The organism is Amphibacillus marinus (genome assembly GCF_900110345.1).
GTDB classification, from domain to species: Bacteria; Bacillota; Bacilli; order Bacillales; family Amphibacillaceae; genus Amphibacillus_D; species Amphibacillus_D marinus.
On sequence record NZ_FODJ01000001.1, the window covers coordinates 417,200 to 431,075 of the forward strand.

Below are 13,876 nucleotides of genomic sequence, written 5' to 3' on the forward strand. Positions count from 1 at the left end.
TCACCTCTCTATTCCTAATTAAATCCTGATAGTAAAGCATCTGTAATAAGATACCACCCATCCACTAACACAAATAAGAGCACTTTAAACGGTAATGAAATCATAACTGGTGGAAGCATCATCATCCCCATTGACATTAGCACGCTAGCTACTGTCATATCAATTACTAAGAAAGGAATAAAAATAAGAAAGCCCATCATGAACGCCGTCCTCAGTTCACTAATTGCAAAAGCAGGAACCAACGCAGTCAGAGGGATGTCATCGATTGACTCAATTGTGTCGACATTAGCGTAATTTAAAAATAAGGTTAAATCTTTTTGCCGCGTATGATCAGCCATAAAATGTTTGACTGGCGAACTTGCTAAATCATAGGCTTCTTCAAGGCCAATCTCCTCATTTAAAAGCGGTGATAGTGCCTCTTCATTAATTTGTTGAAAAGTTGGTGCCATAATAAAAAAAGTCATAAATAACGCAATACCAACTAAGATTTGGTTAGGTGGCATCTGTTGTGTTGCTAGGGATGTTCGGGTAAAAGACAACACAATAATGATTCGCGTAAAGCTTGTCATTAAAATTAAGATACTTGGCGCAAGGGAGAAGACGGTTAGTAATAGTAGTAGCTGTACTGCCGATGAGACTGACTCGATATCCGTATTTGAGAAAATATCAATCATGATTCATATCTTCCTTTATCACGGAGTGAATTTCTTGACGTTTTTTTCTCATAGCATCTACTTCTCCCTTAAATAATGATGCAAAAGCTTGCTCATTGTGCTCATCATTGTCTTTTTGCGACCATTTTGACTTCAAGTCCTTTAGAAAACTAAACTTTAATTCATCGCGACTTGAACGGTCATTGGCATCTATCTTGTCAATTAATTCAGCATCCTTTAATTCATCTATCAAAGTAACATCATTACCTACTCCGATTAGATAGACACGTTCCCCCACCTTTATTAATTGAATGGATTTGTTTGACCCCAATGACAATCCCCCAAGATTGTTCAAGACAGTTGTTTGGTTCTTTTGCTTACCAATGCGATTAAACAGCTTTAATAGGCCGTAAATAAGTCCGATAATGAGGACCAAACTAAAAAACAATTGGAAGGAGAGGACAAGTATTCCAGGGCGCTCATTAGTACTTACTTCACTTTCAATCTCAAGCCCTTGGTTAAGATCGTCTACTTCAGCAGTCGAATTAGGTGTTTCCTGCTGATTGTTCAACTCAAAGTGATCAGTAACAGAATCATTCTCATCATTTGCATGAATAAGAAGTGGATTTAAAACAATTAATAACATAACACTAATCCATACTTTTTTCATGTGATCAATCCAATGCTTTATTAATTGCCTCTAAAACACGTTCTGCTTGAAATGGTTTGACTATAAAGTCTTTTGCACCCGCCTGGATAGCATCAATTACCATCGCTTGCTGGCCCATAGCTGAACACATAATAATAGTGGCGTGTGGATGTGACTCAATGATCTCTTTTAACGCAGTAATTCCGTCCTTATCAGGCATGGTAATATCCATTGTCACGAGGTCTGGTTTTAATTCATCATACTTCTCCACCGCCTGATTCCCATCCTGCGCCTCACCTACAACATCAAAGCCATTCTTAATTAATATATCTTTAATCATCATGCGCATAAAAGCTGCATCGTCAACAATTAATACTCTCTTAGCCATCCATTAAACCTCCATTACGATTACTTTAGTTTTTTTAAGCGTGCTGACTGACTGACAATATCCGTAACGCGAACACCAAAATTCTCATCAATGACGACAACTTCTCCTTCTGCAATTAGCTTGTTATTTACCAGTATATCTACCGGCTCACCCGCTAACTTATCAAGCTCAATAATGGAGCCCGAGGAAAACTCTAAAATATCCTTGACCGCTCGTTTCGTTCTTCCTAATTCAACAGTTACTTGTAACGGAATGTCTAACAACATATTTAAATTTTGCTTTTCCACCTGTGGCAATTTAACCTCCTCGAATTCGGAAAACTTAGCAGTTTGTACCGTTGTATCTTGTCTAGTCGGTTGACCTATCGTCTGTTGTACCTGCTCTTTATCTGTCCGCATCGTGCCAATTGACTCGCTCTGCTCAGATAAACTTAGATCTTGGTCAAGTGCCTCTTGGTCATTACCACTATTCTCACTGTTTGATTCACCATTTAACAGGCTATCAACCATATCTTTAGCAAATGAAGTAGGGAGTAACTGCATAATATTTGAATCAATTAAGCTACCAATTTTTAATTGGAATGAAACTTTGACAAGTATATCAGCATCTGGAATATAGGCATCACTTGCTTCATCCTTAACGTCTAACATCATTGTTGATGGTGGTGAAATATCAATTCGCTTTGAAAAAACTGTTGACATACTAGTTGCAGCTGTCCCCATCATTTGATTCATCGCTTCTTGGACTGCACTCATATGAATATCAGTCAACTCAATATTAGCTGCTTCACCATTACCACCAAGCATTAAATCAGCGATAATTGCAGCATCATTTGTTTTTAGAACAAATAAATTTATCCCTTCAAAACCCTCAGTATATTTAACTTCAACACCAACGTGGGGATGTGGGAATTCTTCTTCCAAGTTGTCCCTTTTAATTACCGAGACAGTGGGCGTTGTAATATCTACTTTTTGATTTAACAATTTTGATAATGTCGTCGCCGAACTACCAAACGAGATATTCCCTATCTCACCTAAAGCATCTCTTTCTAGATCAGACATGATTTGTGAAATATTTTGTTCTACATCCTCATTATCAAAATCTATGTCTTGTTGATCATCGTTTCCTGTCAATAACGCATCAATTTCATCCTGCGAGAGCATGCCATCACTCATCATCTTGGTTCCCTCCTTCTTTTTCTGCAATAATTTGAACCGCGACTTTGTTCCTACTCTTACCCGGTTGGACCAAGTAAATCATCTCATCCGCTGACTCCATCGTCAAAGCTTCGTTAATAGCTTGGTTAAGATGGAGGACATGACCTTTTTCGATATTTAGAAAATCATTAACGGTAATGTTTGTTTTTCCCAAAATAACTTTTAAGTCTAACACAGTTCCCTCAAGGTTCTCTGTTAACAACTCATATTCACCATGCTTTCGTTCCTTTTGCCCTTCATTTTGCATCCAGTAATGAACAGAAAGTCTTGGAATTATTGGCTCAAGTACAACATGGGGAATACAAATATTGATCATTCCACTGGTATCGCCAATTGTCGTATTTAATGAAACGACTACAACCGTCTCATTAGGCGAGACTAGCTGAAGAAATTGTGGATTAACCTCAAACTCCTCAAGCACTGGATCAATCTCCGCAACAGAGGACCAGGCATCTTGTAGATTATCCAAAGATTTCTCAAACAGATTCGACATTAATGTTGATTCTATTTCCGTTAAGCTTTCAATCTTATTGAGGCTACTACCTTTTCCACCTAAGGTTCGGTCCAACATTGCATATGCAATGTTTGGGTTTATTTCAAAAATAATTCTTCCGTCCAATGGCGCGACACTAAAAACATTAAGAACCGTCATTGTCGGAATAGAGCGAATAAATTCTTCATATGGAATCTGATCAACAGAAGCAACCGAGATATGCACATATGTACGTAATTGAGCTGAAAAATATGTCGTCAGCATTCTAGCATAATTTTCATGTATTCTAGAAATGCTTCTTATTTGGTCTTTTGAGAAACGAAGCGCACGCTTAAAATCATAGACACGTACTTTTTTCTCCTTTTCCTCTTCTTTTAGCTGATTTGCATCCATTTCTCCTGATGATAATGCTGATAAAAGTGCATCTATTTCACTCTGGGATAGAACTTCATCTGCCATGTCATTTCACCTCCTATAATGGAGTTATTATTGAATAATTTTACTTACGATGAAAATATCAGTAATTTCTCCGTCTTCCATAAATACATTCATTTCATCCTTTAATCTTGTTTCAAACGCACTTAGGTCACTATTCAATTCTTCCGAGTTCATATCAACAGTTTCTTTAATTAAGAGATTTTGAAATTGAAAAATACGCTTTTCCATCTCATCTCGCGTATCCACACTGTCCGTAATGATCCGAAATTGTAATTGTGCGTAACGGTTGTCACTTAAGTCAATATTCATTGCTTCTGTCATATATGACGCCTCAATTTGGTCATCAATCGTAATGACATCGTTATCGGCATTATTGTTGTTTAGCAATAAGAAGATAACGAGCGCTAACCCGATAATGGTAATCATTATTAAACATGTTAAAACAACTTTAAACGCCTTGTTGGTCATTATTTACACCTACCTTTTGCTGGGATCCCACTAGTCCAATCTGCTGATAATATGTCATTGAAGCGAGTACCACATCATCAACAGACTCTTTGACAACCAGTTTTTTGCCACTGTGTAACGTTATTGTCGTATCGGGCAATGCCTGAACACGTTCAATAAACATCGCATTTAGGATAAAGGTATCTCCTCTAAAATGAGTTAATTGAATCATATATGTTAGGAGCAAGTTTATTAAAACTTGCTCCATCCCCTCCTTTTTAAACTATCGTTTAAGGTTTACAAGCTCTTGCAGGATTTCATCAGAAGTTGTGATAATTCTAGTATTTGCTTGAAAGCCACGTTGTCCAACAATCATATCCGTAAATTCCTCTGCTAAATCAACATTAGACATTTCAAGTGCACCTGAAACAATCTGCGCTACCCCCTGTGTTTCTGGTGCAATTAATTGAGGTATGCCATTTGTTCCGACCATACCATCGTTGACAGAAGAACGGTACATGTTTGAACCTACTTTTTCCAACCCGCCTGGATTAGAGAAGTTAGCGAGCATAATCTGACCCGCTTCTTGTGTTTGATTGTTTGCATCAATATAGATAACTGTTCCATCCCCTTGAATACTAAAGCTCGAAGCTGATTCTGGAATGCGAATTCGTGTTGCCTGCTCTGCACCAACTGTAATATTATCTGGCTCTTGTCCTTCTACTTCAGCTGTCAGACCATTTACACCCAGTAAATACTGACCATTAGGGTTAACAATATAGCCAAAGTCATCCAAATAGAGATTACCAGCACGAGAGTATTGCAGATTAACATCGGCAATATCTACTGCGTTTGCATCAAGGGCAATACCTGTTGCAAAGACAAACATACCATCTCCTTCTAACGCTAAATCTAACGCACGATTGGTCGTTTGTCGATTTCCTTGTGTATGGATGTTATCAATTGAGCCTATTTGTGAGCCCAAGCCAACCTGCTGGGCATTTACACCACCACGAATGCCAGTCGGTGCCGATGCACCAGCTACAGTCTGGCTCATCATATCTTGAAAGGTAACGCGGCCTTTCTTAAAACCTACAGTATTTACATTAGCAATATTGTTTCCAACAATATCTAATTGCGTTTGGAACCCTCTCATACCCGCAATACCTGAATACATTGAACGTAACATAACCTAATTCCTCCTAGTTAATAAAGCTCCTGTCTCAGTCAGTCAACAGGGTTGTAGGCTTCCCTATTTTAGGGTCCAGCCTTAGTCTAAAATAATTGTGCCATTAATGTTAGTGAATAATCGACTACTTGCTTCTTCTCGGTTCATGGCCGTTATAATCGTATTATTTTTAGCATTCACGACTAAGGTCGCTTCTGAGGTAACTACCAAAGAGTCAGTAATACCTTTTTGCTTCGCTAGCTGCATGTGCGAAGCAATCTCTTGCCATGTTTCTTCGTTAATCTTAATATTGCGCTGATTTAATCGCTGTTGCGCATGTTTCGTTATCTTTAATTGCTGTTCTGAATTTCTTAATACCTCACTAAATCGGCTCGTTTCTAAATCCATTCGTTTAGATCGGGAAGAATGAGCCGCTGGTATTAGACTTCGTTGATCAATATGTGGGATGTGTTGTCCCATCTAAACCCTCCTTTATGCTTGAGCAGGTTGGGTAATACGAATAATCTCATCCGTATAAATCTTATCTTCGTTAGCAAGTTCAATAACGGCAAAGCCTTCCTTCTCACTTATAGAAATAACAGTACTTTGCTTTATTTCTTTCGGCTCAATAACCTTTCCAGTTTCACTATCAATTGCATAATAACTTAACTCTTTACCAATTAAATGACTAAACTGAATGACCGGTGATACCATCTGATTGTTTACAAGCTGGGTTATTGAACTGTTCATATTCATCATTTGTTCTAAGGATGAAAAAGTCGTCATTTGCGCAATAAATTCACGATCATCCATTGGATTTAGTGGATCTTGATTTTGAATTTGCGCCATTAGTATTCTCAAAAACTCGTCCTTACCTAGCTCACTACTTGGTGCTGACCGCTGTTGATTTCTCAAATAATACGATGGATCAATTGTTGTCAATGGTTACACCCTTTCATTTAATAGAATTTCTTCAAAATCTAACTGAGCTTGCATAGTCTGCTCTTCGCCTTGTTGAGCTTGCTCTTGCTGATTAGCATGCTCCTGCTCGTCGTGCTCAGTAAAACTATGTTGTTGTTCAGGACCAACAACAGGCTGCTCCTGCTTTTCAATCAAAATGTTATGTGGCGAAAATAAGTGGCGTAGCTCCTTTACATTGGCCTCAAGTGCTTCTTTAGCCATCTCTGAAACTGCACTTAATTTCACAATTAGTTCACCGTCTATTTCAGTAAGCGCAACATTAATTTCCCCCAACGCATGTGGGGTTAGCTTTAATAACAGCTGACTGTGGTTATTACCTAATTTTAAAAATTGACTTTTCGCTAACGTTTGCTCCATTTGCTCAAGTAACCGTTGAGCTAAAGCCTCGCCTTCCTCAGCCCCATTTCCGAGATGGAGGGTATATTGCTCAAGCTTATGATGGCCTGTAGCCTCTTGATACAGCTGTCCAAATACTTGTTCTCGCTCTGAATCATTAGCACCAAGCCGTTCAACCGCACCTCTAACCCACTTCATGATATCAGTCGTCGTTACGCTTGCATCAGCCTTATAGCCTCTTTGCTCTACATAGGTTTTACGTTGAAAGCTTGTCATGATTTGTTCTAAAATATCACCTTCAGCAGTTTGATCTGCCACTTTAGGAAAATGAGTAAGCACACCATTTGATGAAAGGTTTGCTTTTAACAGCTGAAGTAATTGTTTAGCCTGTTCTCGATCAAATTCGCTACTATGTCTGAGTATGTCCTGTGCCTGATGTAACCAATCCTGATTGAGCTCTCGGCCCTCAAGATTAACTGCGCTATACGTAGGGGCAAACACTTGACTAGCATGGGTTGCAGATTCTTGTAAACGAACAGCATCATGTTGCAAAAGATTGATAAATAACAAGAATTGCATCGCTACTGTTTCATCGACTTCAGCTAGTTCATCCTGCAATTCTTGCGTCAACGCAAGCAGGTCACTTACATTTATTTGTTCAACACTTGTATTCTCTGCTAGCATACGATTAATCCAGTTCTCATCATCAATGAGATAGCCTAATTTATCTCTTAGCTCATCTAATTGGACTAGCAATTCTTCTAAGTGCCCCTCGTCATCAAACGTAATCAGTTCGTTGTTCTTCAGTAGCTCAACAAGTCCATCAATCATACTTTCACTTTCTTCTGGGTGTTGCTCTTGTATACGCAACCCATGTTCTAACTGAAGGACTTGATTAAAGCTTGATGATATTGATGACGTAGATGTTAACTGTGAACGAATACCTTGCTGTGCTATGCTCGGCATTGGTAAAAGATTGATCATTTTTTAGTTCACCTCCCTTCAATTGTTGTTAATTAGCTAATTGTTCTGTATAACGCGCAGCTAACTCAGGATCCATCGCACTTAAGATAGCGCCCCGTTCACTCTCTTTTATTTCTCTTAAAATAGAGATAGCTAGCGAATCAGAAACATTAGCTAAGATCGCAGCAGCATTTACCGCTGACATCTCTGTGTATGTTTTTGCTAGGCTTAAGACGCTTTCCTGTACATCAGAACCTTCCTCTGCTTCATCACGCAAATTATCAATTTGATTATTTAATCTGACAATATCTTGTGTTAAGCGATCAATCTCAGCGGAGCTTTGCGCTAATTCAACTTCTGCTTCATTTAATTGATTTTCATATTGCTCAATTTGGCTCAGATAACGTTGCTCAGTCTGTTCAAAATTAGCAGTAGCATCCCCAGCAGCTTCTTGGGAAGAGCCAAATAATGATTTCACATAGCCAATCGGTCGCTCTAACGGTTCAAAGCCAAACATTGGCATAATAAACACAAGGACCGCCATCATGACAATAAGAAGAGCGAGAATCACAAGGGTTAAGTTTCTGATATTATTGTTTTTTTGTTTTGGTGTTTCTTTAATTTGTGACATATCCCTCACCTATCTCCATGTTTAAAATATAACCTTGATCCCACTTCATCCATTGCCTGCATGTCATGATATCTTTCTAACTCGACTAACTTTAGCTTTTTCTTTTCAATAATCTTTTCAATTTTTTTCACTTCTACATGCGCAGCTGTAAGATTCTGTTGTCGATGCTCCATCATTGTCCGTTTTTTCTGTAGTTCAACTTGAACAAGCGCAATCTTCTCTTTAATGCGTTCAATAAAAGCATAGTGTGTTGCAATGGTTGTAACTGTTCCACTAGAAGAAAGATAGTAATTGTACTCCTTTTCGACTTGTTCTTTTTTTTGCAAAAGTAAATATAATTTTTCAGCAACTTCTTGAAACTCATCAACAGCTGTCTGATAGGCCATCTGTGCCTGGTTTTTAAGATGCTGTTGATGGTTTAAAATTTTATTGAATGCTCGTACATTTGTCATTAATTAGCTCCTCCATATAAAACCTGTTCCATTAATGCAAGTGCTTCCTGCCTAGAGCATTTTTCGTCAATATCTTGCCTTAAAAAATTTATAATTTTACTATGTAATTGAATAGCTTGATCTACGGCAGGGTTGGTTCCTTTTTTGTAGGCGCCAATTTGAATGAGTTCATAATTCTCTTCATAGATTGACAAGTGCGCACGCATTTCCATTGCGAGTTTTCTAGCATGCTCGTCGACAATTTGAGGCATCACCCGGCTGATTGATTTAAGTACATTTAAAGCTGGAAACTGGCCCTGTTCGGCAAGCTTCCTGTCTAAAACAAAATGCCCATCAAGGATTCCGCGGGTAGCATCAGCAATCGGATCATTTAAATCATCGCCATCAACTAGCACAGTGTAAAAAGCTGTAATCGTTCCTTTATCGCTCGTACCCGTTCGTTCTAATAATTTTGGTAGTATGGCAAAAACAGACGGCGGATAACCTTTTGTCGTTGGCGGCTCACCCGTCGCCAGACCAACTTCACGCTGAGCCATTGCAACCCGTGTCACTGAATCCATCATAAGATTGACGTTGTAACCAAGATCTCTGAAATATTCGCTAATTGCTGTTGCTGTATATGCACCTTTTATTCTCATTAGCGCAGGCTGATCAGAGGTAGCTACAACGACAATCGATCGCTTCAATCCTTCTTCACCAAGGTCTTTTTCAATAAACTCACGCACCTCACGACCACGCTCACCAATTAATGCAATGACATTAACATCTGCTTCACTGTTACGAGCTATCATGCCGAGTAATGTACTTTTACCAACACCACTTCCAGCAAATATCCCAATTCGCTGACCCTTTCCAACTGTAAGCATCGCATCGATCGTTTTAACACCAAGTTCGATAGGCTCTAAAATTCGTGGCCTCTGTAAAGGATTTGGTGGCGTTCTTTCTGTATTCATGTTTACTAATCCAACGGGAAGGTTGGCCATATTAAGTGGTTGTCCAAGGGCATCAATAACATTCCCAACTAAGCCCTCTCCAACTTTAATCGTAAGCGGACGATCTGTTGCTTCTACTAGACTACCAGGCCCTATATTCGTAATTTGGGAGTATGGCATGAGAATAACATGATTATCGTTAAAACCTACTACCTCTGCCATTATTTTAATTCCTTTTTTCGGATGAATATAGCAGACATCACCAATATTTGCCACCGGACCAACAGATTCAATCATGAGACCGACGATTCTAGTTACTTCGCCATAGCGGTTGTAGGTATCTAGTTCCTTAATCGCATCAATATAGCTGGTTATCTTCACGACTGAATTCCTCCATCAGTTCAACCAAGCATTTTTCAATCTTTTTAAGCTGCACATCTATTGAGATATCAAGCTTTGCATGCGGCGTTTCAATTAAACAATCACCTTTGCCTAACTGGTCATTAGGATGAATGGTTAAGACAATGCGCTGATCAACAATTGATTTAAAGTGCTTGTAGTGATTATTAATTTTCATGAAATCTTCTGTACTTGCATGGATTTTTATAAAGGGTTCATCATTCAACTCTTTAAGCGCTTGGCTAACTAGATGACTTAACCCAGCTGCTTGATCTAATTCTGTTCGGATTACTTTTTTGGCAATAGTCATAACAAGACTAATAATATCTGCCTCATATTCAGCTAGTAGCTTAAGTTTTTCCGATTTAACTACATTAAGAATTTGATTTGCTTGGTCAATATCTGCTTGTCTAGTTTGGTATGCTTTTTGTTCACCATCAGCATAACCAACTTGAAAAGCCTCTTCTTTTGTTTGCATAATCAAAGCTTCTCTTTCAGCTTGCCAATCTTCTCTCGCTTGTTGAATCTGATGCTCCGCCGCAGCAAGGTCTTCTTTAATCTTTTGCAGTGTTTGATCCTTTCGCCCGTTAATTCTAACTAGTTCGGCCCGTGCATGTCCTACCCTATCTTCAATTAATTGTGCTTCATTTGCTACTATTGATTGATTATCTTCTCCAGAAAAGGTAACTGGGCGAATCGAGATAACCCGATGGTTCTCTTGATCGAGAGGCCGACGCTTAGACAATAATATCATCTCCTCCACCACGTGCTATCACGATCTCACCATTTTCTTCAAGCCTGCGAATGACACCAACAATACGTGACTGAGCTTCCTCAACATCGCGAAGACGAACAGGTCCCATAAATTCCATTTCTTCTTTAAATGTACTAGCCATCCGTGTCGACATATTGCTAAAGACAATTTCTTGAACTTCCTCACTCGCAACTTTTAGAGCAAGTCTAAGGTCATCATTTTCAACATCACGAATAACACGTTGAATTGCTCGATTGTCTAATGTGACAATATCCTCAAACACAAACATCCGCTTCTTGATTTCTTCTGCTAAATCCGGATCTTGAATTTCTAATGCATCCAAAATCGTTCGTTCGGTACTTCTATCTACTCCGTTAAGTACTTCAACTACGGCTTGAATACCGCCTGTTTGCGTATAATCTTGAGTAACAGTTGCGGATAACTTACGCTCAAGAATTTGCTCAACTTCAAAAATAATTTCTGGACTGGTGGAATCCATAATCGCTATCCGTCTAGCAATATCCGCCTGCACCTCTTGCGGAAGAGCGGATAATATTTGTCCCGCTTGTTCATTTTCTAGGTATGATAATATAAGCGCAATTGTTTGGGGATGCTCATTTTGGATGAAATTAAGAATTTGACTAGGCTCAGCCTTTCGTGCAAAATCAAATGGTTTAACTTGTAACGACGAGGTCAAACGCGCAATAATATTTTTAGCTTCCTCAGTACCAACCGCTTTTTCTAACACTGTTCTGGCATAACCAATACCACCCTGTGTAATATAGTCCTGTGCCAAAGCGATTTGATAGAACTGCTCGAGAATATCATCCTTTTGACCCGAATCGACTTTCTTTATTGATGAAATTTCAAGTGTTAATTTTTCAATTTCCTCTTCAGTTAAGTGCTTATAAACTTGAGCTGACACATCAGGCCCAAGAGAGATAAGCAATATAGCTGCTTTTTGTTGTCCTGTAAACTTTTGTTGCCTAGCCATAATGTACCTCCCCTAATCTTCCGATATCCATGAACGTAAGAGTTTTGCGAATTCATCTGGCTTGTCCTTGGCCATCTTTTCTAATTGCTTACGTCTTATCGTACCTTCAGTATCTTCTGCCTCTTCAATTCCTGAGATGTCATCAAAATCTGTTTCTGCTACACTAGCTGAATCCGTTGCGGAAACTTCTTCGTAAGCTTCAAATTCACTTTGATCACTTCCTCGACGCTTACGCATTAAAAGGATAATCAGAATGATAATAAGCAAGAGGGCGATACCTAAAGCAATATACATCCAGACAGCAATCGTAAATACAGCTGGATTTGCAACAGGATCATTATTAAACTCTTGAAAAACAATTGATGTATTTTGAGCGAAATCAACTTCGCCATATGATCCATCAATCGAAGTTGAGATAATTGATTCAAGTATTGAAGCAATACTCTGTTCTACATTTGCTTGCTCGGCAGCAGTTAAGTATTCAGGCTGTCCTTGAGCGTTTAATACACCAGTGCGATTATCGATTGCTACTTGTATGCCTAAGTCTCTAATTTTATAAGGACTTTCACTAATCTCTCTCTGAATTCGGTTAAATTCGTAATTGACAGACTCTTGAATCAATTCGTAATTACCTTGACCAGTTTCTCCAGCTGGATAATTGGTAATATCCTCTTCACCAGCACCAGCAATGTCAGCCAGCGCTTGGTCTCCAGAATAGGTTTCATGAATAGTCTCTACACTAATCGGTAGCCCTTCAATTTCCTCTTCATCAACCGGTTCGACTAGCTGCTCCACACGATTTTCTTGAGTGAAATCAATATCAGTAGTAACTGTAGCTATTACCTTATCATTTCCAATCATCGTACCTAGTAATTGTTGAACACGTCTTTGAATATCCCGCTCAATATCTTTTTTAATCGCCTGTTGATTTGCATAAACATTTGCACTTGAAAAAATATCTTCATCATTTAGATCATAATAGCTAAAGTTTTGGTCCATTATGACGATATTACTGGTAGGAAGATTAGGTACTGATTTAGATATCAGATGATAAAGAGCATTTACCTGATCTTGTTCAAACGTGTATCCAGGAACTAAGGTAAGTCGAATAGATGCTGTTGCCTCTTGTTGGGCATCACTTACGAAGATTTGCTGGTCTGGTAAATTAATCATGACGTTTGCCTGATCTATTCCTGCAAAGCCAGTTAATAAGTTCCCAAGCTCTGTCTGCATAGCATCTAGCTTAATCATGTCAAATTCATTGTCCGTTATTCCCCACGAGGTATTCTCACTAAAAAAGGAGTAATCAATACTTCCACTGTTGGGTATTCCCTGTGCGGCTAAATCAACGAGTAACGCATCAGCCTGTTCACTAGGTACGCGAATAGATGTACCACTGTCTGTCACTTCATTCTTAACGCCTCTCTCGTCGAGCTCCGCTTTAATTTGACCAGCTTCCTGCATCGTTAAATCACTATATAAGGGCACCATTGTTGATCGGTTTGCTAGCAACGATCCACCTATTACGACGATTAGAAAAAGTATGAATGAAGTAATGAACAGTCCTTTTTGCTTTGTCGTTCTTGCATTCCAAAATTCAATTATTTTGCCTCGATATTGTTCTAATCTCTCTTTCATTCTGTGCCTCCATACCTAACAACTTTTGCTTGAGGTCCTGTAACTTAAAGTTGCATCCGCATTATTTCGTTATATGAGTCAATGACTTTGCTCTGTATCTCCACTGCTAAATTCATTGAAATAGCAGATTTTTGAGCGGTAATCATCACATCATGCAAATCATCGATTTCACCATTGACAAGCTTTTCAGTTTTTATTTCTGTTTCAACCTGTTCTTGATTTAATTTATGTATGGCATCCTTCAACTCACTGGCAAATTGAGCTTGCGGACGTTGATTTTGGCCAGCCTGGCTATTAATTGTTGTTAATGGCTGAATATTCTGTAAAAATCCAACATTCATTT

General features: G+C 38.8%; 18 protein-coding genes. All 18 read right to left on the minus strand.

Going from position 1 to position 13,876, the window contains the following annotated elements; all coding sequences use genetic code 11:
* Positions 1-14 precede the first annotated feature (14 nt).
* Complete coding sequence (gene fliP, locus BM000_RS02035) at positions 15-674, minus strand: flagellar type III secretion system pore protein FliP (protein ID WP_091494249.1); 660 nt, start codon at positions 672-674, stop codon at positions 15-17.
* Positions 667-1,323: a flagellar biosynthetic protein FliO gene (locus BM000_RS02040; protein WP_091494251.1), complete on the minus strand. Its 657-nt coding sequence runs from the start codon at positions 1,321-1,323 to the stop codon at positions 667-669. Before BM000_RS02040 ends, fliP begins: the two co-directional genes overlap by 8 nt.
* Before the next feature lie 4 nt (positions 1,324-1,327).
* A complete protein-coding gene (locus BM000_RS02045) occupies positions 1,328-1,690 on the minus strand; it encodes a response regulator (RefSeq protein ID WP_091494254.1) in 363 nt (120 codons plus the stop codon).
* Between the two features lie 20 nt (positions 1,691-1,710).
* Positions 1,711-2,868, minus strand: coding sequence for a flagellar motor switch phosphatase FliY (gene fliY, locus BM000_RS02050; protein WP_091494256.1), 1,158 nt, complete (start codon positions 2,866-2,868; stop codon positions 1,711-1,713).
* On the minus strand, positions 2,858-3,859 hold the full coding sequence (fliM, locus tag BM000_RS02055) for a flagellar motor switch protein FliM (protein WP_091494259.1): 1,002 nt from the start codon (positions 3,857-3,859) through the stop codon (positions 2,858-2,860). The genes fliY and fliM overlap by 11 nt, the downstream gene beginning before the upstream one ends.
* Before the next feature lie 27 nt (positions 3,860-3,886).
* Positions 3,887-4,306, minus strand: a complete 420-nt coding sequence (locus tag BM000_RS02060; RefSeq protein ID WP_091494261.1) for a flagellar basal body-associated FliL family protein — start codon at positions 4,304-4,306, stop codon at positions 3,887-3,889.
* The gene (locus BM000_RS02065; protein ID WP_342708146.1) at positions 4,287-4,553 is read right to left on the minus strand and encodes a flagellar FlbD family protein; all 267 of its coding nucleotides are present in this window, start codon (positions 4,551-4,553) and stop codon (positions 4,287-4,289) included. The genes BM000_RS02060 and BM000_RS02065 overlap by 20 nt, the downstream gene beginning before the upstream one ends.
* Positions 4,554-4,568: 15 nt before the next feature.
* Positions 4,569-5,474 carry a flagellar basal body rod protein FlgG gene (gene flgG, locus BM000_RS02070; protein ID WP_091494264.1) on the minus strand — a complete coding sequence of 302 codons (906 nt, stop codon included), beginning with the start codon at positions 5,472-5,474 and terminating at the stop codon, positions 4,569-4,571.
* 81 nt (positions 5,475-5,555) lie between these two features.
* Complete coding sequence (locus BM000_RS02075; RefSeq protein ID WP_091494267.1) at positions 5,556-5,933, minus strand: TIGR02530 family flagellar biosynthesis protein; 378 nt, start codon at positions 5,931-5,933, stop codon at positions 5,556-5,558.
* A gap of 12 nt (positions 5,934-5,945) precedes the next feature.
* Positions 5,946-6,395 (minus strand): flagellar hook assembly protein FlgD, encoded by a 450-nt coding sequence (gene flgD, locus BM000_RS02080; protein WP_091494269.1) that lies wholly within the window; start codon positions 6,393-6,395, stop codon positions 5,946-5,948.
* Positions 6,396-6,398: 3 nt separating this feature from the next.
* Complete coding sequence (locus BM000_RS02085) at positions 6,399-7,754, minus strand: flagellar hook-length control protein FliK (RefSeq protein WP_091494272.1); 1,356 nt, start codon at positions 7,752-7,754, stop codon at positions 6,399-6,401.
* Positions 7,755-7,782: 28 nt separating this feature from the next.
* Positions 7,783-8,364, minus strand: coding sequence for a hypothetical protein (locus BM000_RS02090; RefSeq protein WP_091494275.1), 582 nt, complete (start codon positions 8,362-8,364; stop codon positions 7,783-7,785).
* Positions 8,365-8,369: 5 nt separating this feature from the next.
* A complete protein-coding gene (gene fliJ, locus BM000_RS02095; RefSeq protein WP_091494277.1) occupies positions 8,370-8,816 on the minus strand; it encodes a flagellar export protein FliJ in 447 nt (148 codons plus the stop codon).
* Positions 8,816-10,129, minus strand: coding sequence for a flagellar protein export ATPase FliI (gene fliI, locus BM000_RS02100; RefSeq protein ID WP_091494280.1), 1,314 nt, complete (start codon positions 10,127-10,129; stop codon positions 8,816-8,818). The genes fliJ and fliI overlap by 1 nt, the downstream gene beginning before the upstream one ends.
* Positions 10,107-10,892 (minus strand): FliH/SctL family protein, encoded by a 786-nt coding sequence (locus BM000_RS02105; protein WP_177178174.1) that lies wholly within the window; start codon positions 10,890-10,892, stop codon positions 10,107-10,109. The genes fliI and BM000_RS02105 overlap by 23 nt, the downstream gene beginning before the upstream one ends.
* A complete protein-coding gene (gene fliG / locus BM000_RS02110) occupies positions 10,885-11,895 on the minus strand; it encodes a flagellar motor switch protein FliG (protein WP_091494286.1) in 1,011 nt (336 codons plus the stop codon). The genes BM000_RS02105 and fliG overlap by 8 nt, the downstream gene beginning before the upstream one ends.
* A 12-nt stretch (positions 11,896-11,907) precedes the next feature.
* On the minus strand, positions 11,908-13,533 hold the full coding sequence (gene fliF / locus BM000_RS02115; RefSeq protein ID WP_091494289.1) for a flagellar basal-body MS-ring/collar protein FliF: 1,626 nt from the start codon (positions 13,531-13,533) through the stop codon (positions 11,908-11,910).
* Between the two features lie 44 nt (positions 13,534-13,577).
* On the minus strand, positions 13,578-13,874 hold the full coding sequence (gene fliE, locus BM000_RS02120; protein ID WP_091494291.1) for a flagellar hook-basal body complex protein FliE: 297 nt from the start codon (positions 13,872-13,874) through the stop codon (positions 13,578-13,580).
* Positions 13,875-13,876: the final 2 nt, after the last annotated feature.

What these genes read in the sequence shown, in the direction of transcription:
- fliP (WP_091494249.1), bottom strand. Translation starts at nt 674, where the DNA reads ATGATTGATATTTTCTCAAATACGGATATCGAGTCAGTCTCATCGGCA.
- BM000_RS02040 (WP_091494251.1), bottom strand. Translation starts at nt 1,323, where the DNA reads ATGAAAAAAGTATGGATTAGTGTTATGTTATTAATTGTTTTAAATCCA.
- BM000_RS02045 (WP_091494254.1), bottom strand. Translation starts at nt 1,690, where the DNA reads ATGGCTAAGAGAGTATTAATTGTTGACGATGCAGCTTTTATGCGCATG.
- fliY (WP_091494256.1), bottom strand. Translation starts at nt 2,868, where the DNA reads ATGATGAGTGATGGCATGCTCTCGCAGGATGAAATTGATGCGTTATTG.
- fliM (WP_091494259.1), bottom strand. Translation starts at nt 3,859, where the DNA reads ATGGCAGATGAAGTTCTATCCCAGAGTGAAATAGATGCACTTTTATCA.
- BM000_RS02060 (WP_091494261.1), bottom strand. Translation starts at nt 4,306, where the DNA reads ATGACCAACAAGGCGTTTAAAGTTGTTTTAACATGTTTAATAATGATT.
- BM000_RS02065 (WP_342708146.1), bottom strand. Translation starts at nt 4,553, where the DNA reads ATGGAGCAAGTTTTAATAAACTTGCTCCTAACATATATGATTCAATTA.
- flgG (WP_091494264.1), bottom strand. Translation starts at nt 5,474, where the DNA reads ATGTTACGTTCAATGTATTCAGGTATTGCGGGTATGAGAGGGTTCCAA.
- BM000_RS02075 (WP_091494267.1), bottom strand. Translation starts at nt 5,933, where the DNA reads ATGGGACAACACATCCCACATATTGATCAACGAAGTCTAATACCAGCG.
- BM000_RS02085 (WP_091494272.1), bottom strand. Translation starts at nt 7,754, where the DNA reads ATGATCAATCTTTTACCAATGCCGAGCATAGCACAGCAAGGTATTCGT.
- BM000_RS02090 (WP_091494275.1), bottom strand. Translation starts at nt 8,364, where the DNA reads ATGTCACAAATTAAAGAAACACCAAAACAAAAAAACAATAATATCAGA.
- fliJ (WP_091494277.1), bottom strand. Translation starts at nt 8,816, where the DNA reads ATGACAAATGTACGAGCATTCAATAAAATTTTAAACCATCAACAGCAT.
- fliG (WP_091494286.1), bottom strand. Translation starts at nt 11,895, where the DNA reads ATGGCTAGGCAACAAAAGTTTACAGGACAACAAAAAGCAGCTATATTG.
- fliF (WP_091494289.1), bottom strand. Translation starts at nt 13,533, where the DNA reads ATGAAAGAGAGATTAGAACAATATCGAGGCAAAATAATTGAATTTTGG.
- fliE (WP_091494291.1), bottom strand. Translation starts at nt 13,874, where the DNA reads ATGAATGTTGGATTTTTACAGAATATTCAGCCATTAACAACAATTAAT.